Annotated in this window: 17 protein-coding genes and 1 pseudogene; 8 read left to right on the top strand and 10 right to left on the bottom strand. The window is 67.4% G+C overall.

Going from position 1 to position 17,174, the window contains the following annotated elements; translation table 11 throughout:
* Nucleotides 1-7 precede the first annotated feature (7 nt).
* From AB0C33_RS50625 to AB0C33_RS50580, 10 genes and pseudogenes are all read right to left on the bottom strand, one after another.
* Nucleotides 8-625, bottom strand: a complete 618-nt coding sequence (locus AB0C33_RS50625; protein ID WP_358302868.1) for a hypothetical protein — start codon at nt 623-625, stop codon at nt 8-10.
* The gene (locus tag AB0C33_RS50620) at nt 622-1,941 is read right to left on the bottom strand and encodes a condensation domain-containing protein (RefSeq protein ID WP_358302865.1); all 1,320 of its coding nucleotides are present in this window, start codon (nt 1,939-1,941) and stop codon (nt 622-624) included. The genes AB0C33_RS50625 and AB0C33_RS50620 overlap by 4 nt, the downstream gene beginning before the upstream one ends.
* On the bottom strand, nt 1,931-2,974 hold the full coding sequence (locus AB0C33_RS50615; RefSeq protein WP_358302862.1) for a glycosyltransferase family 4 protein: 1,044 nt from the start codon (nt 2,972-2,974) through the stop codon (nt 1,931-1,933). Before AB0C33_RS50615 ends, AB0C33_RS50620 begins: the two co-directional genes overlap by 11 nt.
* A gap of 17 nt (nt 2,975-2,991) precedes the next feature.
* The gene (locus AB0C33_RS50610) at nt 2,992-3,783 is read right to left on the bottom strand and encodes an ABC-2 family transporter protein (protein WP_358302859.1); all 792 of its coding nucleotides are present in this window, start codon (nt 3,781-3,783) and stop codon (nt 2,992-2,994) included.
* Between the two features lie 13 nt (nt 3,784-3,796).
* A complete protein-coding gene (locus tag AB0C33_RS50605) occupies nt 3,797-4,555 on the bottom strand; it encodes an ABC-2 family transporter protein (protein WP_358302857.1) in 759 nt (252 codons plus the stop codon).
* Between the two features lie 3 nt (nt 4,556-4,558).
* Nucleotides 4,559-5,533: an ATP-binding cassette domain-containing protein gene (locus tag AB0C33_RS50600; RefSeq protein WP_358302854.1), complete on the bottom strand. Its 975-nt coding sequence runs from the start codon at nt 5,531-5,533 to the stop codon at nt 4,559-4,561.
* A complete protein-coding gene (locus tag AB0C33_RS50595) occupies nt 5,521-6,630 on the bottom strand; it encodes an aminotransferase class I/II-fold pyridoxal phosphate-dependent enzyme (RefSeq protein WP_358302852.1) in 1,110 nt (369 codons plus the stop codon). Before AB0C33_RS50595 ends, AB0C33_RS50600 begins: the two co-directional genes overlap by 13 nt.
* Nucleotides 6,630-7,355 carry a glycosyltransferase family 25 protein gene (locus tag AB0C33_RS50590; RefSeq protein WP_358302849.1) on the bottom strand — a complete coding sequence of 242 codons (726 nt, stop codon included), beginning with the start codon at nt 7,353-7,355 and terminating at the stop codon, nt 6,630-6,632. The genes AB0C33_RS50595 and AB0C33_RS50590 overlap by 1 nt, the downstream gene beginning before the upstream one ends.
* The gene (locus tag AB0C33_RS50585; RefSeq protein ID WP_358302901.1) at nt 7,345-9,057 is read right to left on the bottom strand and encodes a non-ribosomal peptide synthetase; all 1,713 of its coding nucleotides are present in this window, start codon (nt 9,055-9,057) and stop codon (nt 7,345-7,347) included. Before AB0C33_RS50585 ends, AB0C33_RS50590 begins: the two co-directional genes overlap by 11 nt.
* Before the next feature lie 6 nt (nt 9,058-9,063).
* Nucleotides 9,064-9,189, bottom strand: a pseudogene (locus AB0C33_RS50580) (MbtH family NRPS accessory protein); the annotation flags it as partial.
* A 125-nt stretch (nt 9,190-9,314) separates the two neighbouring features.
* Between AB0C33_RS50580 and AB0C33_RS50575 the strand changes: the two are divergent.
* The 8 genes from AB0C33_RS50575 (at nt 9,315) to AB0C33_RS50540 (ending at nt 17,044) form a co-directional block, all read left to right on the top strand.
* The gene (locus tag AB0C33_RS50575) at nt 9,315-9,908 is read left to right on the top strand and encodes a hypothetical protein (RefSeq protein ID WP_358302846.1); all 594 of its coding nucleotides are present in this window, start codon (nt 9,315-9,317) and stop codon (nt 9,906-9,908) included.
* Nucleotides 9,865-11,097 (top strand): amidohydrolase family protein, encoded by a 1,233-nt coding sequence (locus AB0C33_RS50570; RefSeq protein WP_358302843.1) that lies wholly within the window; start codon nt 9,865-9,867, stop codon nt 11,095-11,097. Before AB0C33_RS50575 ends, AB0C33_RS50570 begins: the two co-directional genes overlap by 44 nt.
* A complete protein-coding gene (locus AB0C33_RS50565; RefSeq protein ID WP_358302840.1) occupies nt 11,087-12,418 on the top strand; it encodes a condensation domain-containing protein in 1,332 nt (443 codons plus the stop codon). The genes AB0C33_RS50570 and AB0C33_RS50565 overlap by 11 nt, the downstream gene beginning before the upstream one ends.
* Nucleotides 12,415-13,524, top strand: coding sequence for a hypothetical protein (locus AB0C33_RS50560; protein WP_358302838.1), 1,110 nt, complete (start codon nt 12,415-12,417; stop codon nt 13,522-13,524). The genes AB0C33_RS50565 and AB0C33_RS50560 overlap by 4 nt, the downstream gene beginning before the upstream one ends.
* A complete protein-coding gene (locus AB0C33_RS50555) occupies nt 13,514-14,392 on the top strand; it encodes an NAD(P)-dependent oxidoreductase (RefSeq protein ID WP_358302835.1) in 879 nt (292 codons plus the stop codon). The genes AB0C33_RS50560 and AB0C33_RS50555 overlap by 11 nt, the downstream gene beginning before the upstream one ends.
* Complete coding sequence (galE, locus tag AB0C33_RS50550) at nt 14,389-15,387, top strand: UDP-glucose 4-epimerase GalE (protein WP_358302832.1); 999 nt, start codon at nt 14,389-14,391, stop codon at nt 15,385-15,387. The genes AB0C33_RS50555 and galE overlap by 4 nt, the downstream gene beginning before the upstream one ends.
* Nucleotides 15,384-15,713 (top strand): cupin domain-containing protein, encoded by a 330-nt coding sequence (locus AB0C33_RS50545; RefSeq protein ID WP_358302829.1) that lies wholly within the window; start codon nt 15,384-15,386, stop codon nt 15,711-15,713. Before galE ends, AB0C33_RS50545 begins: the two co-directional genes overlap by 4 nt.
* 656 nt (nt 15,714-16,369) lie before the next feature.
* Nucleotides 16,370-17,044: a transposase gene (locus AB0C33_RS50540; protein WP_358302825.1), complete on the top strand. Its 675-nt coding sequence runs from the start codon at nt 16,370-16,372 to the stop codon at nt 17,042-17,044.
* Nucleotides 17,045-17,174 lie beyond the last annotated feature (130 nt).

The raw sequence follows: 17,174 nt of genomic DNA, 5'->3' as shown, positions 1-17,174 counted from the left end.
ACGCCTTTCAGAAGGTCGACATCCGGCGCGCCAGTCGTTCTGGCCCGTTCATGGCAAGGAAGAGCCGATGTATCCCCGGCGCCAGGAACTCCTCCCACGACCGTCCCTTGGCCACCTCGCGCAGGATGTCGGTGGTGTGGGTGACGAATGGGGGACGCACCTCGTGTACGGGCCGCGCCAGCAGTTCTCCGAAGGTGGCGTTCCTGGCCTGGTCGAAGTCGCCGCAGGCCGGAGTCGGCGCCGGAAAGACCAGGTCGTACTCATCGGCGGGGAACGCGCAGTTGAAGGCAGCATGGTGCAGTTCGGGGCGAGGGATCACCCGCGTCCGCACCCGGTCGGCGAGCGAACTTGCGCGGATGGCCGCCTGCCAGATGCTCGCGCGTTCCTCGGCGGAGAAGGGATTGCGAGCCGGTGCCCAGTTCTTCGTGCACATCTGGTAGAACTCCTCATGCGCCGCCCACTTCTCCGCGTGCGACAGATGGAGCTCGGCATGCACCGGACTCTCGAGGTGTTCGAGGATCCCCACCGTCACCGCCGGCCACCGTTGGAGAATCGTCTCCAGCGTCGCGAGGTGCGCCCGGGTGAGCAGGGTGTACCGGCCGAAGGTCACGGCGCGGCTGGTCAAGACTCGCTCCCTGCGAGGGTTCTGGCCAGTTCAGCGCAGGTGGCGTCGGGGGAGCGAGCGAGTAGCCCGACGGCGGCGACGAAGGCGCTGAGAAAGGCGTGCGCCTCGGCCTCTGGCCACACCTCAGCCTCCCACTGCATGTACACGTGTGGGATGGGCGCGTTGCCGTTGGCCCATAAGCCCACGCCCGGACGCAGTGCGGGCGTGCAGGCCTCGTCGACGCGGGCCAGCTCTGCCCCGTTGAGCGGCAGTGGATCCTCCTCCCACCAGTCCGAGTCGAAATAGAGCCACGGGCGCCAGCCCGCGACCTTGTCTCGCTCCGGCTGGAGGTGCTGGACCAGCAATGGCAGCGGGATGAGGTGGTCAAGCGTGTCGAAGACCGTTTGCTGAGTGGCTCGCAGCAGGCCCTCGGCACTCGCCGCGGGGTCGATCCGGCTGCGGAAGACCGCGAGGTTGGAGAACCAGCCAACCGCCCTGCCCCGATCGTCGGACGGGAGGGAGACGGGACCCACGACTCCGACCACTGACTGCCGGCCGACAGCGAAGACAGCGAGCTTGAGGCAGGCAAGCATCCCGGTGTGAAGGCTGACACCGTTCCTGGCACACAGGGCGCGCAGTTCCCCAACGCCGGGCAGGTCCATCCGCGCGCCGGCGAGCTCGGCGGGTATGGACGATGGCTCCGCCATGCCGGCCAGTCGGACCTCGGGGATCGCCTCCAACGGATCCAGGCGGGTGCGCCAGAACGCGAGGTGAGCCTCCAGCAGAGGTCCATCCAAGGCGGCCCGCTCCTGCTCCGCCCAGGTGGCGAAACCAGGCACGAGATCATGGAAGGGTTCGTCGCCCGCCAGGCGGGCGTTGTAGGCGGTGGCGAGGTCGGCCAAGACCCGGTCGAAGGACTGCCCGTCGCAGATGAGGTGCTCCACCGTGACGATCAGCCGCCATGCGCCGGGCGTCCGCCGTACGAGGGTGACTCTGAGCTTGTAGTCGTGCTCCAGGTCGAAGAGCGCGTTGGTGGCCTGCCTGGTGAGGTCTTCGAGGCAACCGGACTCGGCGATCAGCAGGAGGTCCGCGCGGGGCTCGACGGGCAGGAGCAGCCCGTACGGTTCAGCCCCGTAGGAGGCCGTGCGAAAGGCCGTCCGCAAGGCTTCATGCCGGGCGATGACATCGCGGATCGCCTGCCGCATGGCGGTTTCGGACAGTTCGCCCTCGCCGTCGAAGACGGCGGAGATGTGGTGCGGTTCCCTGGAGGAGAACATCGCATCCCGTTTCAGCCGCCGGACCTGGTTGTAGGAGAGCGGTACGCGCTCAGCTCCCATGCGAGGACTCCAGTCGTCGGTAAAGCTGTTCGTGTCGATCGACCATCAGTGACAGGGAGAACCTGGACTCCGCATCGCGGCGGCAGTCCAGGGCCGAGATCTCATCGGCCCGGTCGATGAAGACGGCCATTTGCGCCGGATCGTCGGCCAGGTATCCGTTGACTCCTTGCTTGACGATCTCGGCGGTCGCGCCGCGTCTGAGCGCGACCACGGGAGTGCCGCAGGCGAGGGATTCGATCGCGGTGAGCCCGAAAGGCTCTTCCCAGTTGGTGGGCACAATGGTGCACGCGGCGTGCTTGTAGAGTTCGACCTTCTCCGCGAAGCCGACCTCGCCCACAAGTTCGACGTCGGGCCCGAGCAGGGGCGTGACGACGTCTTCGAAGTAGGCGCGCTCTGCCTCCGATTCGACGGCCTTCGTGGCGACCACCAGCTTCCGGCCCGCCTTGCGTGTCGCCTCGATCGCGAGGTGGAGTCCCTTGGCGGCGTCCATCCGGCCGATGTAGAACGTGTAGTCGTCCTTCTCCTCGGAGAAGGAGAAGCGATCCAGCGGGAGTCCGTGATGGATCATGTCGGCGTACCGCAGCTCGGGGCTCACAAGCTGCTGCGCCCGGCTGATGGCCACGAGGTTGATTCGCCGGTGGATGGCAGTGTAGATCGGGCGATACCACCGCGAGGCGGGTGGCCCGTGCACGGTGTGGACCACTGGGCGGATCGTGTTGGCGTAGGCGCCGATCGCAGGGCCGAGGGGATCGCTGTGGTCGTGGACGACGTCGAACTCCTCGATGTCCTGGTACGCCGTCAGGACGTGCATGAGCTCGAAGAGGCCGTTCTGCGCCGCGTTGTCCCATCCGGGCGCCCGGTCGTGGTAACTGCGCAGCTTCGCTGTAGTGATCGAGTCACCGGAGGCGTAGAGGGTCACGTCGTGCCCCCTCGCCACCAGTTCCTCCACGAGCAGGCTCACCAGCGATTCGACCGCGCCGTAGGCGACAGGCGGGGTTCTGAGCCAGACGGGTGAGATCATCGCGATCTTCATGAGGTCCTTTCCACGGGTCATCCACCGTTGCTGCGGTAGCGCCTGAGCTGCAGATTCCAGAATCTGATCGCCGCGCAGAACAGCGCGGCCCCGACTGCGGGCGCGAGGTGGCCGAGCCAGGAGGGGATGGGCAGTGCGTTCGGCTTGTCCAGCAGCACGACGCCAGGCACGAAGGAGATGAAGGCGATCGGGACGGCGCTCATGAAAAGGATCTTGCCGAAGGCGTCGAAGTGGCTTACGGGATAGCCGCCGACCGTTGTGATCATCTGGTCGAGGCTGGTCCGCAGTTGCCGGGAGTTGACCTCGGAGAAGGCCAGGGACGCCAGCACGATCTGGATGGAGGATTCCACCAGCGCGCCTCCCACGACGGCGGCGATCAGGAAGAGCAGCGACCCCGCCGACCAGTCAATCTTCGTCTGCCCGCTCGCCCAGGCGAGTACGGCGACGCCGAGCCCGAGCTCGGCCAGGGAATCGATGCTCACCTGGGAGGTCGCCACCTGGACCAGCGGGCTGGCGGGTCGCCGCAGGTAGCTGTCGAAGCTGCCACTGCGCACCAGTTGCTCCAGGTTGGAGACGGCTCCGAGGAAAGGGATCCACAGGCCGTGCGCGGCCAGCCGCAGCCCGAACAGGAAGGACAGCTCCTCGAACCTCCATCCCTCGACCACGTTGAGCCGGGCGCCGAGTATCCAGATCAGCGCGAAGGAAGCAGCGTTGTAGAGCACACCCGAGACAAGGGCCAGGAGGAAATTCCCCCGATACTGCATGCCGCTGCGCAGGGCGGCACCCGCCAGCGTCCACCAGATGTTCAACGACCGTCGCATCTCAGCCGCCCTGGCTCACGACTCTGTGCTGGGCCCTGCGCCAGACGACTGCGATGGCCGCGGCCAGGACAGCACACCAAATGGCCTGTACGCCGATCGCGCGTACGGCCGGCCAGCCGTCGAGCATTCCCGCATAGACCGCGGCTGGGGTGTAACCGACGGCTCCGAACGGGAGTAGTTCGACGACCTCCCGCAGACCCGCCGGAAACAGTGGCAGTGGGATGAACGTCCCGGCAAGCAGGGCGTTCACCAGGCTGAAGGTCCAGACGACGCCGCTCGTCTGGTGCAGCCAGAAGCCGGCGACGCCGAGCAGCCCGTACATGCCCACGCTTACCGCGTAGGACAGGAGTGCGCCTGCCGCGAAGAGGACGCCGGCTGTCGGAGAGGCGGGAGCCCGCAGACCGGCCAGGAGGACCGTGAGCGGGATCATCCCGATCAGGGCAGTGGCCCGCGCCGCCGTGGAGCCCATCTGGTGGCTGAGGACCTGCGCGGGGAAGCCCACCGGCCGCATGAGCTCTGTCGTGATCGTCCCCTCCCGGATGCGGTCGGTGATGTACCAGGGGATCGTCGACTGATTGAGCCACATGAGCATGTTGACGACGCAGAGGTAGGTGAATATCCGGCTGTCGTCGACGGCCCCGGACCAGATCTCGATCAGCACGTAGATCTGCAGCAGCGGCAGGAGGGAGCGGGCCCAGATGTCGAGCCGGTGCTGAGAATGGGATCGCGCCCAGGCGCCGGCGAGCGTCCATGTCTTCATCGGTCACCCGTCCGCGCGGCTGTAGAAGCGGGCGAGCACGTCTTCGAGTTCGGTGTCGGTGATCGTGATGTCGGCGATCTTGTAATGCCGGTTGATCTCGTCGATCAGGTCCGAGGTGGCCACCGTCGTGGGATCGAATCTGACCTCCACCACAGATCCGTCCTGGCGGACGCCCACTTCTGCGCGCCGCAGAGTCACAGCGGACTCGTCGGCCAGGCGTACTGTGAGGATTCGGTGCGGCGCATAGCGGGTCTTCAGTTCATGCAGGTCACCGTCGTAGGCGACGACGCCCTCGTCGAGGAGGACGACCCGCTCGGCCAGGTTCTCGATGTCGTCGATGTCGTGCGAGGTCAGGATCACCGTCACCTTCTTGGTCCGGTTGATCTCGGCGACGAAGGCGCGGATCTGGCGCTTGGCCACGATGTCGAGGCCCACGGTCGGCTCGTCGAGGAAGAGGATCGACGGCTCGTGGATCAGCGCGGCGGCGAACTCGCCCCGCATGCGCTGCCCGAGAGAGAGCGAGCGCACCGGCGTCCGCAGGAACGAGTCCATGTCGAGCAGTTCCACGAGCCGCGCGAGATTGTCGGCGTAGACCTCGGTGGGGATCTCGTACAGCCGTTTAATGATCTTGAAGGAGTCGATGAGCGGCAGGTCCCACCACAGGGCCGAGCGCTGCCCGAAGACCGCGCCGATTCGCGGCACGTACGCCCTGCGGTGTCGCCAGGGAGTCAGTCCCGCCACCTCCACCATGCCCGACGTGGGAGTCAGCACACCAGTGAGGGCCTTCATGATGGTGGACTTGCCGGCGCCGTTCCCGCCGAGCAGCGCAAGCAGCTCGCCCTCGTGCACGGAGAAGGAGACGTCGTCGACCGCGCGGGTTACGGTGTACTCCCTGTTCAGCAGGCGCTTGAGGAAACCCTCCTGTCGTTTTGGCCGTCTGAACTCCTTGACGAGGCTGTCGACCGTCACGAATGCCATGGGGAAAGCCCTTCGATGAGCCGGGTGAGAGCGAGCTGGAGCGTGTCCGGCGTGCTGGCGAACGTCATCCGCGCGAAGGCGGCGGGAGCGCCGAACTCGGCACCCGGCAGGAGTGCGACCCGGCAGGCGTCCTGAACAACCTCTGCTGCGTCGCCCTCCAGTCGCAGGGCCGAGAAGTCCAGCCAGGCGAAGTAAGTGGCCGCGGGCTCCAGGAAACGCACTGCGGGCAGGTTCTCTCTGAACTGCCGCGACACCATGCGCCTATTGCCGCCGAGCACGTCGAGGGTTGTTCGCAGCCAGGGGCTGTCCTCGCGGTAGGCGCACGACAGGGCCGTCTGGGCCAGCGCGCCGGGACTCGGCAGCCGTCCCGCCAGCTCGGCCCAGAGCCGTGGGATGAGGGTCTCGCCCAGGGAGAAGGCGAAGGCGCCGCCCAGTCCGGAGAGGTTGTGCGACTTGGTGGCGCCGGACAGTGTGATGAGGCGGTCGTGGGAGACGCCTTCGACGGAACTCAGCGGGACGAAGGCCCCGTCGTGGGATAGCCGGGAGTGCAGTTCGTTGGCGACGATCAGCAGGTCGTGCTCGGCCGCCACCGCGACGAGGTCGCGTAATTGCTCGCGGGAGAACTGATGCCCGGTCGGATTGTGCGGATTGCAGATGAGCACCGCCTTGGTGCGTGGTCCTATCCGGCTCCGTAACTTCTCAGGGTCGAAGCCCTCTGAAGGGTGCAACTCCACTGGTACGGCACGCCCGCCCGCTGCGGTGACCGAGTCGGGAAGGTGGTGGTAGGAGGGTGCGAAGTAGAGCACCTCGTCACCCGCCTCCAGCACCCGATCGAAGATCACATACATCGCGGCTGCGGTGCTGGCGAAGATTCGGATCCGTTCTACCGGCACGTCGACCCGATGGGTTCGGCGGTAGTAGTCGCCGATGTCCTGGGCGACACCGCTGGTTGAATAGGGCTGCGGGTAGACCAGCGGATGCCGCAACCGTTCTTGTAACGCGGTCACGATCGCCGGGTCGGGTGCGAAGTCCATGTCGGCGATGGTCAGAGGGATGACGCCCGGTGCGGCCGTGCTCCATCTGCGTGAGAAGTCCACTAGCGCTCCGCAGCCGAGGACGCCTCGGTGTCGCTGTCGGAGAGGTCCGCGGACAGGTCTTCGAGCAGCGGGGGGGCGAAGGCCAAGGCATCGATGGCCTTGGGGAATCGGGCTCTGACGTCGGCTCGCGGGTGGTCCATGTACATCGCCGGCAGGAACTCGTCCACCGGGATGACGGCCTTCTCCACGTGAGCGTCGACGAGCGCGCTCGCCGCCTGCCGGTCGAGGAGGTAGCCCCACGTGCAGTAGCTGAAGCCTGGCCGGACGAATCCCGGCCAGGCGGCGCGGTCGGCCTCCATGGGGCAGCGGGCCAGATAGGTCAGGCCGATCCGCCCGTGCTGGGAGATCGCCTCGATGCCCGCCAGAAGCCGGGAGAGGAATCCGTCCACGAGGATCGCGTCGTCTTCGAGGATCAGGAAGACGGAGGCGTCGGACGCCAGCCCGCGTTCCCAGCAGGCCAGGTGGCTGAGCGTGCAGCCGACCTCGCCGTACTTGAGCGTACGGTTCCACCAGGGGTTGTGGGATTCGATCTGCCAAGGGAACAGTTCGACACCCAGCGCTTCGAGGCGTCCGCGATCGAGGTCGGCCCCGTCGAACGGGCCGTCCCAGTCGGAGGTGAACTCGGCCGCCAGTTCGGCCGGGAGCTGCCTGGTCATCCGCTCGCGGCGGTCGGGCCTGCGCTTGAGGTTGACCACGTAGGTGCCGAGCCGTTCCTCAGCCGACATGCTCTCCGCCTTCCTCCACATAGGCGGCGAGATCGCGGACCGTGCGGTTGTCGAAGATCGCGCGCATCGAGACGTGCCGCCCAGCGAGCGGGGTGAGCCAGACCGCCAGCTTTGTGGCGACGAGGGAGTGCCCGCCGAGGGCGAAGAAGTCGTCCAGCACGCCGACTCGCTCCAGGCCCAGGAGCTCCGCCCAGATGGCGGCGATCTTCTCCTCCATGGGCGTGGCAGGAAGGGCGCTGTCCAGAGGAGCGGACGGGTCGGGAAGCGCGTCCCGGTCGATCTTGCCGGACAGGGTGAGCGGCATCTCCGCCAGGAAGCTCACCGCGCTGGGCACCATGTGGCTCGGCAGTGTCGCTCCGACGTGCACCTTCAGCTCCTCGCCGGTCACCTCGCCGGCGGTGACCACGTAGGCGACCAGCGCGTCATGCCGTGCCACCACGATCGCGCGCCTGACCGCGGGATGCTCCAGCAGCCGGATCTCCACCTCGCCCGGCTCGACTCGGAAGCCTCTGACCTTGATCTGGCCATCCACGCGACCGACGAACTCCAACGCGCCGTCCTCGCGGGTCCTGGCCAGGTCGCCGGTGCGGTACATGTACGTGCCGGGCGGTCCGTACGGGTCGGGCACGAAGCGCTGCGCGGTGAGCCCGGGGTTGTTGAGATAGCCGTGCGCCAGCCCTGCTCCGGCGATGCAGAGCTCGCCTTCTGCGCCGGTCGGGACCTTCGCCAGCGTCTCATCGAGCACGTAGACCCGGGTGTCGGTGAGCGGGAACCCGATCGGCGGTCTGCCTCCTGCCTCGGCCGGGCTCAGCGTGGCGGCCGTGGCGATGATCGTCGCCTCGGTGGGGCCGTAGGTGTTGATCAGCTCGACGTCCCGGCCGACGCTGTCGTACCACGTGGTCAGGGCGGCGCCACGGAGCGGGTCGGCGCCGAGGATGACCAGCCTCAGGCGCTCTGGCCAGGAGACGCCGATCAAGCCCTGCCAATAGGAAGTGGGCAGGTCCAGCACCGTCAGGTCGATCCCGGCGGCGAGCAGATCAGGCAGGTCCTGCCCCTGGGGCGGCAGGACGAGCGTGGCGCCCGAGGTGAGGCAGGGGAAGATCTCTTCGGCGTGCGCGTCGAAGCTGACCGAGGCGTGCTGGTACATCCGGTCGCCCGGGCGCGGGGCGAACCGCTCGCGCATCCAGGTGATCCGGGAGACCAGCGAGCGGTGTTCCACGGCGACGCCCTTCGGCCGGCCGGTGGAGCCTGAGGTGTAGATGACGTACGCGAAGGCGGCCGGGTCGGGCAGGGGGAGCTGCTCGGGCGGGGAACCGGCGGAGCGGCGGATGTCATCGGCGGTGAGCAGGATGCGCGCGCCCGAGTCGGTCCGCATGTAGCTTCTGCGCTCGGCCGGGTAGCCGGGATCGATCGGCACGTACGCGCCGCCGGCCTTGAGCACGCCCAGGATGGCGACGACCAGTTCCAGCGAGCGGTCGATCTCCAGTGCCACCGGGATGTCCGGCCCCACTCCGCGCGCCTTGAGCGTCACGGCCAGACTGTCGGCGCGGGCACTCAGCTCCGCGTAGGAGACCTCCTCGTCACCGATGGAGACGGCGATCAGGTCAGGCGTCGACCGTACCTGGTCTTCGAAGAGTGAGATGACGGTCTCTCCGGGGGCGGATTGCGGAGTGGGACGCGTCATCGTCCAGAGGGCGTCCACGTGAGCCAGGCACTCCTCAGCCGGGCCGGTCACGCCTGACGGACGCCAGCCGGGGGGTGGGGCCGTATTGGCCGCCCATAAGGCGTGACGCCCCTCGTCATTGCGGACGACGACGAACTGGCCTTCAGCCATCGGATTCCCTTCCGTGCCCACCTCACGCAGAGGCGAATACTGAATTCCACATAATGTGTACAGCATTACAGCGTGATATGGTACCGCCCGTTTGATCTTGGTAGTCCCACGAATGGAGTGCCAGCGTGGCATTGTCTGACGTAGCTTTACCCCACGCCGTGGAACGGCCGATCGCCACGTTGGGGCCGGCGGGCACCGACTCCGAGCGCGAAGCCCGGCGGCACTTTTCGCAGGTCGTCCTACAACCGTCCTTTCCACACGCCATGGATTACGCGCTCGCGAACGAGACCCTGGCGCTCATCCCCGCGGGATACGTGGATCGCGAGGGCGGCGGCATGGGAGACACCTGGGTCGACCTGCACTTCCGCTACGAGCCGCAGCTACGGCTCGCGCATGTGTGGCACGGGAAGATTCGCCCGTTGTGCATCGCCGTCAACCGCGAGCGTGCCACCGAGGCCGGACCGCACGTCGTGGCCCTACATTCGGCCACCTGGAGATTCGCCCGCGAACACCTGCCCACCCACGCGACCCGGTTCGTCCGCTCCAAGCCAGAGGCTGTCCAATTGGCCGGCGAAGGCACTGTGCACGCCTGCGTGGGCTCTGTCGATGTGGTCGAGCGATTCCCCAGCCTGCGAATCGTCCGCGTGTTCCAGCCCACCATGGTCTGGTGCCTCTATGCACCCGCTGATCTGGGGGAGCGCGATGCCGTACAGAGCTGACTTCGGTGCCCGTTACGCCCTCGCGGCCGCCCGGACGATTGTCGGCGCAGGGGGGCAGGTCCTTCCTGACAGCGCCGTCATCGTGAACGAAGGGACGATCGAATGGGTGGGGCCGCGCGATGGGCTCCCGCTGCTCCCCGTGGTGGACCTTCCCGGCGGGACCCTGATGCCCGGATTCGTGGACGCACACGTCCACCTCGCCCTCGACGCCGGTAGTCACCCCATCGGCACGATGGAGGAACGGTCAGGAGCCGAGCTTGCCGCCCTCATGGTGCGCAACGCGGGCACACTGCTGATGAGCGGGGTGACCACCGCGCGGGACCTGGGCGCTCCAGCGAGCCTGGCCACCGAGGTGAAGAAGCTGCTGGCCACGGGGAAGGCGCCGGGGCCTCGCCTCGCCGTCGCCGGTCGGCCGTTGACCAGTCCGGGAGGGCACTGCGCAGTGATGGGCGCCACCTGCACGAGTGCTGCGGACCTCTCCCGTGCCATCCAGGCCATGGCCGCCGAGGGCGTCGACTGGATCAAGATCATGGTAACCGGCGGCTTCATGACTGTCGGCTCCGATCCCAACCGGCCCCAGTTCACCGCCGACCTGGTGGCCCACGCCGTCACCGAGGCCGGGCGGCTCGGCCTCCCCGTGGCAGCGCACGCCCACTCTCCGGAGGGGATCGAGATCGCGGCGGCGGCCGGCGTCCGGACGGTGGAGCACTGCACCTGGTTCGAACAGGGCGCGCTCCGCTTCGTCGAGGCGAGCGCCGCGCTGCTGGCAGGGAACGGCGCCGCGGTGTGCCCGACCCTCAGCCCCAACTCCTGCCGCGAAGACGGCAAGGTCCCGTGGAGCGCGCGGAAGGCGCACCTCACCGCGATGCGCGCGCTCGGCGTGGCGCTGATCACCGGGACCGACGCCGGCATACGGAACACGCCATTCGACTCCTACGCGGCGAGCCTGCTTCCTCTCCTGGACCTCGGGATGAGCCCGCTCGACATCATCGAGACGGCCACCTCGGTCACGGCCGAGGCCATCGGCCTCGGCGCCACCGTCGGCACGATCGAGCCGGGCAAAGCCGCCGATCTTGTGCTCGTTGCCGGTAACCCCCTGGGCGACCTTACCCGCCTCGCCGCGATCGTCCTGGTCGTCGCGCGCGGCCGTGCCTATCCCTTGATCGAGGAGGGACCTCATGGCGTCTGACCGGATCGTGTTGTCGTACAACCAGATCCGGCGTCTCGAACGGGACGCCACCGTGTTCGCGGGGCGCGAGCGGGAGGCACACCATGTCGCTACTGCCTTCGATTTCGAAGGGCCCGTCTCGGCCTTGGCATTGCGGCGTGCCGTACAGGGGGTGATCCGACGGCACTCCGCGCTGCGGACGACCTTCCATCGTGAGGTGGACGGCGAGCCGTATGGGCGGGTGCTGCCCGCCGAGGCGCCGGACGAGGTGCTGCGGGAGATGCAGCTCGCCGACAGTGCCCTCGGGCTCGACGAGCTGACGAAGGCCGAGATGGACAGGCTCTTCGACTTGGAGGGCGACTACAAGCTGCGCGGGCTGCTGGTGTGGTCGGGAGAGACGAGCGCCCGCTTCGTCCTGACTGCTGAGCACCTCGTGTGCGACGGGCAGTCCTTCGACCGCGTCCTGGCGGAGATCTCCGCCGCCTATAACACCGGCCGGCCGGCCGGTGAGTCCGCTCCTGACTTCTTCACCTGGGCGGAACGCGAACGGATGGATCTGGCCGGAGCCGGGCTGGAGGCGCGGCTGGCATTCTGGCGTAGGCGGCTGGACCCGCTGGAGGCCGTGCCTGAGATCAGGCTCGCCGGGATGCGCGAGCCCGCCCGCGGCCGCGAACGGGCGGCGTGCCTGACACTCCCTGTAACCCCCGAGGTCGTCGACGACCTGCGCCGCTGTTGCGCGGCCAACGCGGCCAGCCTGCATATCGGCGTGCTCACTGCCCTGCAGCTGGCGGTGTTCGCCACCACCGGCCGGACCGTGGTGGGTGTAGTGGGCCCGGTGTCCCTGCCGACCCAAGAGGCGGACAGCGCCATCGGCTGGTTCTCCAACCTGGGTGTCTTCCGGACCCGGATCGACTCGGGGAGCACCTCCCGGGATCTCCTCGCCGCCGCCCGTGACACCGTCTTCGACACGATCGATCACCTCATCCCGCTACCGCTGCTCGTTGCGCACTTGCAGCCGGGGCGCGAGGCGGGGTTGCGCTGGCGTCCGTGGCTTTACCTCGACACGAACTGGTGGGCGGAAGACCCGCTCCCGTTGGACGGCCTGGAGGTCTCGCGAGTCGACGACACCTTCGTCCCGTCGCTCCGGCCAGGCGTGGGGGTATGGGCAAATGTGAACGGACCCGCCCCGCACCTGTTCATGCAGTGGGAAGACGAGGCATGGACAGAGGACGGCGCCGCCGCGTTCCTCCAGGCCTTCGCGGACTGCCTGCGGCTGATCGCCCGCTTGCCCCTCGCGACCTGCGCCGAGATCACAGCACTCGTCATGGAGGGGAGAAAGTGAGCACCGACTGGTTCGCCCACTCATGTTTCGTGCCCGCGACAGCCAGACGGACGGTGAGCCGGGAACTGGATCACTACCGTGCCGAGGCCCGGCAGCTCCTGCTGGACATCCCGGGATCCCCACGCAACCTGTACATCTCCGGGTCGCTGGCCCGCCGGGAGCCCGCGGTGACCGGTGGCGGCGCCTGCACGCTTGGCTCGGACGTCGACCTCGTCCTGGTCACCGAGAGCCGGGCTGAGGGGTTGCTCATCGAGGCCAAGCTGAAGGACGCGCTGCAAGCGGGCTTTCCCCTGATCGACACCTCGGTCTTCACTGTCCAACTCGACCGGCTTCCGTCGGTGCGCGGCATGTTCGGCCATGACCTGCTCGCTGCGCTCGCCGACCCGATCGTCGAGCAGCTGGCTGTCCCCGCCATAGGCAGGCGATCGGCAGCGCCGCAGGAGATGTTCGAGGTATTCGTCCACGCGATGAGCAACGCCTTCTTCGCCGGGCTCCTGCAGAACGACTCCCGCGACATCGCTACCAAGCTCGCCCTCGAAGGGCTCAGGTGCGCGCTCTCGCCGGCTCTGACCGGCCCGGTAGCCTACGGCGACATCCGTCGACACGGCGAACTGCTCTCGCCAGTCGTGGACCGGGATACGATCGACGCGCTGATCAAAGCCAGGGAACTCGGGCTCAAGCCGGATCTGCCGGGCGGACACCGTCGACTCGTTGCGTGCGCGGCGGCCTATTTCCTCGGACCTTCAGCCAGACTGGACACGGCCGGGCTGCTCGGAGCGATCGAGGCACGGATCGACGAGTTCGACGGGCTGATGAACAGCTACCAGATGTCCATGCCACTCGCGCATGTGATCGCGGAGACCGGCGACGCAACAGCCATCAGTCTGCTGTCCCGGATCTGGCAGCGCGCGAGCAGGAGGGACATCGCCGAGGAAGAGGCGTCGCTGCGGGCCGCGGATCGCCTCGCCAGCCTGTCGGCACAGGCCCCGGCCAGGATCACGGAAGATCTCTTCACTCTCAGGCGCGACTACTACCGGCTGCTGAGCGCGCACAACTTCGGCGTGCGCCACTGCGCAGACTATGTGGTGATCCGCCATGCGGGCTGAACCGACCGTGGCCATCCTCGGCGCGGGCGTCATGGCGAGCAGCACGATCCACCACCTGCACCGGACCGGTTTCGAGCTCCGGCTGTTCAACCGCACCCCCGCCCGGCTCGACGCGGTGGCCCCATCGAGCGCGATGCGGGCGGAGACCCCACGCGAGGCCGCGCACGGCGCTGACGTGATCATCTCCATGGTGGCCGACGACGAAGCCAGCGCCGCCGTATGGCTTGGCGAGGACGGCGCGCTGACCGGCGCCCGCCCCAGCGCGGTCGTGGTGGAATGCTCCACCCTTTCACCGGCATGGGTGAGGCAGTGGGCGGAGGCCGCGCGGGAACAAGACCTGCGCCCCCTCGACGCGCCGGTGACCGGCAGCCGCCCGCGTGCGGCCGAAGGCACCCTGGTCATGTTCGCCAGCGGATCGCGAACCGCGCTGCGCGAGGCCGAGCCCATGTTGAGGGCGATGACGGAGCAGATCTACGACTTCGGCGAGAACATCGGCACGGCCACCGCCTTCAAGCTTGTCAACAACATGCTGGCCGGTTCGATGCTGGTGGCCTTCGCCGAGGCATTCACCCTGGCCGGCCGGCTGGGTCTCGACCTCGGCCAGGTCCTGGAGATCCAGGCGAGGTACGGCTGGGCGACCGGCATCGCCGGCGGCAAGGGCAGGAACATGCTGCTCGACACCCACGACGACGTCGAGTGCAAGCTGGAGCTATTGGCCAAGGACCTGTCGTATGCGCTGGCTACGACCGAACTAGACCTTCCCGTGAGCGCTGCGGCGGGTCTGCAGCTCGCCCTGGCCTCGGCCGATGGAAGCGGCGGACATGATATGTCGGCAATCATTCACTCATACAGAAAGAAGCAGCCATGAAAGTCCTCATCTCCGGCGGCGCCGGATTCATCGGAAGTACGGTGGCCTCCGCCTGCCTCGATGCGGGCATCGTCCCGGTGCTCATTGACAACCTGATTACCGGCCGCAGGGAGTTCACGACCGGCCGGATCTTCTACGAAGGTGACATCGCCGACGATCGGCTGGTCGACACGATCTTCGCGGAGCACCCGGACATCGAGGTCGTGATCCACTGTGCCGCCTTGATCGTGGTCCCTGACTCGGTCAGCGACCCGAGGGGCTATTACGAGGCCAACGTCGTCAAGACCCTGCGCTTCGTCGGCAGCCTCATCCGCAACGGCTGCCAGAAGCTGATATTCAGCTCTTCAGCGTCGATTTACCAGCCGGATGCCGACTTCACCGTCGACGAGAACTCCGGCATCGACCCGCAGAGCCCGTATGCCCGCACCAAGTCCGTCTGCGAGGCCATGCTCGCAGAGATCGCCGCCGCAGAACCGCTGAAGGTGCTGTCCCTGCGCTACTTCAACCCGATCGGCGCCGACCCCGAAATGCGGACGGGCCTCCAGATCCGTAATCCCTCCCACGCCCTGGGCAAGATGATCCAGGCATGGGAGGCGGGCGAGCCGTTCACCATCACCGGCACCGACTTCCCGACGCGCGACGGCTCCGGCATTCGCGACTATATCCACGTCTGGGACCTCGCCGGCGCGCACATCGCCGCCGTGTCGAGATTCGACGCGCTCCTCCGCGAGCCGTCGCTGGTGATCAATGTGGGCACCGGGACCGGCACCACCGTCCGCGAACTGCTGGACGCCTTCAACCAGGTAGCGCCGACGCCGCTGGCCGGGATCGAAACCGATCGGAGACCCGGGGACGTCGTAGGAGCCTTCACCCGCAGCGAGCGCGCCCGCGAACTCCTCGAATGGAAGCCGCGCTACAGCCTGGCCGAAGGGATCGCGCACTCCCTGGCATGGGCGAAGATCCGCAACGAGCGGCTCTTCTCGGAGAGCAGGTGACCGTGTACCCCGCATGGATCCACGACCTGCCCGAGGTCGACGTCAGCTTCCCCGGCGCGAAGGCGACCACCGTCCGTGGCGACGTCGGCCAGGTCGTCTTCTGGACCTTCGCCGACGGCGGCACTGTTCCACCACACCAGCATGGCCCGCAACTCGGCGTCGTCCTGAGCGGCCGGGTGGAGTTGAAGGTTGAGGGAGAACTGCGTGTCTGGACGGCTGGCCAGTTCTTCGACATAGGCGACCAGCAGGAACACGAGGCGTACGTCGCTCCGGGCACCTGCGTGATCGAGGTTTTCCACGAGAGTGACAGACACCCGGTGAAGTAGCGATCCCCCGCACGGTAGGCGTTGTCGTGATGCTCCCCGGGCCTCGGAGCGTCTACCGGACGGGGTCAAGCCGATGGCGTCATGGACCTTTTCGTGTTTCATGCGAGCACCCGAGGGAGATTTGGCCACGTGCCGCCCAAGAAGGCTCCGGGACTGAGATGAGCTCATGTCGGGCGGCGGCGGGTGGACTGCCGTCGTCGTCGGTGCGTCTGCTTGTGCGGGCCAGGTGCTGATTCGACGGTTCCGGGCGTTCAACGCGGGTGGATTTGCTGCGTACGAGGCTCGTCCTGGATGCGTCAGCGGGCGGTTCGTAAGGCCCTGGATCGCTGATGTGAAATGCGGGAATCGGCTGCGGGCGTGACGAAGGGCGTCCATGGGCGGTGTGTGAAGACAGACTTGGACACCCTTCTGATCGCGCTCTATCGCTATCTGGACGATCACGTGATGCCTTCGCGGGGACGGCCTCGCGGGCGGGGCCGTCCGCCGGTGCTGACCCCCGGCCGAGGCGTTGGTCGTGGCAGTGGCTCAAGTGCTGCCGCGATGTGATGACGAACACCGCTGGATGCGGATGGCGGCCCTCTCGGATCGGGCATCTGTTCCCCAGACTGTCGTCCCAGTCGCAGTACAACCGGCAACTGCGTGCTCTGGGACCGGCCATGTCGGCGGCGGCGTTGTGGCCGGCACGCCAGGTCCCGACCTGGCACGAGCCGTTGCGGCTGATGGACGGCACCCCGATCCGGTGCGGCGCCTCACGGGTGACGGTCAACCGGTCAAGCCTGGGCGAGATTGCCGGATACGGCATGGACAAGTCCCACCACGCCTTGTCCTGGGGTGCCAAGCTGATGCTGATCACTACCGCTGGCGGCGTGGTGGCCGGCTTCAGCCTGGCCCACCCCAAAGCGCTCGATGAACGCAAGCAGGCCCTGTATCTGCTGCGCGTTCACCAGATAGCCGGTGGGCCGTGCCCGATTGTGTGCGACAAGGGATTCGCCGGAGCCGGCATCGAGAAGGCCGCCGCCGATCTGGGCCACCACTTGATCCGGCTGACCCGCGAAGACGAGCCTGCACGCGCCCTGCCGTTTCCCGGCTGGCTGCGTCAGCGCATCGAGGCGATCATCTGGACCTTGAAGAACCAGCTCGGCCTCCAACGCCACAACACCCGCCCCCCAGACGGCCTTTGGGCCCGTAGGCCGGGTAGCGGAGAATTAGGGCCTGGACTGGGGAAACGCCATCAAGATCATCCCGCGCATGCCCCTGATCGTGGCCATACGGCTGCACGCGGGCACCGTCAGCTGCCTATCGAGGTCTACAGAATAACGACCTGCGGCTAAGGAACCACAGGTCAGGGGCCTGAAATACCGATCTAGGGGACTGTAAAACTAACGGCGGATCTGATGATCAAGGAAGAGACGCTTGATGTCCGAGACCGCCGTGGAGTCGCTGTCCATGAACGAACTGCCT

The organism is Nonomuraea sp. NPDC048881 (assembly GCF_040649795.1).
Taxonomy (GTDB): Bacteria; Actinomycetota; Actinomycetes; order Streptosporangiales; family Streptosporangiaceae; genus Nonomuraea.
The sequence above is the reverse complement of the archived record's forward strand: the minus strand, read 5'-3'. Positions and strand labels throughout refer to the sequence as shown.

Bases quoted from the DNA above. Each gene is read 5' to 3' on its own strand.
- AB0C33_RS50620 (WP_358302865.1), bottom strand. From the start codon at position 1,941: ATGGGAGCTGAGCGCGTACCGCTCTCCTACAACCAGGTCCGGCGGCTG.
- AB0C33_RS50615 (WP_358302862.1), bottom strand. From the start codon at position 2,974: ATGAAGATCGCGATGATCTCACCCGTCTGGCTCAGAACCCCGCCTGTC.
- AB0C33_RS50605 (WP_358302857.1), bottom strand. From the start codon at position 4,555: ATGAAGACATGGACGCTCGCCGGCGCCTGGGCGCGATCCCATTCTCAG.
- AB0C33_RS50600 (WP_358302854.1), bottom strand. From the start codon at position 5,533: ATGGCATTCGTGACGGTCGACAGCCTCGTCAAGGAGTTCAGACGGCCA.
- AB0C33_RS50590 (WP_358302849.1), bottom strand. From the start codon at position 7,355: ATGTCGGCTGAGGAACGGCTCGGCACCTACGTGGTCAACCTCAAGCGC.
- AB0C33_RS50570 (WP_358302843.1), top strand. From the start codon at position 9,865: ATGCACCCGCTGATCTGGGGGAGCGCGATGCCGTACAGAGCTGACTTC.
- AB0C33_RS50565 (WP_358302840.1), top strand. From the start codon at position 11,087: ATGGCGTCTGACCGGATCGTGTTGTCGTACAACCAGATCCGGCGTCTC.
- AB0C33_RS50555 (WP_358302835.1), top strand. From the start codon at position 13,514: ATGCGGGCTGAACCGACCGTGGCCATCCTCGGCGCGGGCGTCATGGCG.
- galE (WP_358302832.1), top strand. From the start codon at position 14,389: ATGAAAGTCCTCATCTCCGGCGGCGCCGGATTCATCGGAAGTACGGTG.
- AB0C33_RS50540 (WP_358302825.1), top strand. From the start codon at position 16,370: ATGTCGGCGGCGGCGTTGTGGCCGGCACGCCAGGTCCCGACCTGGCAC.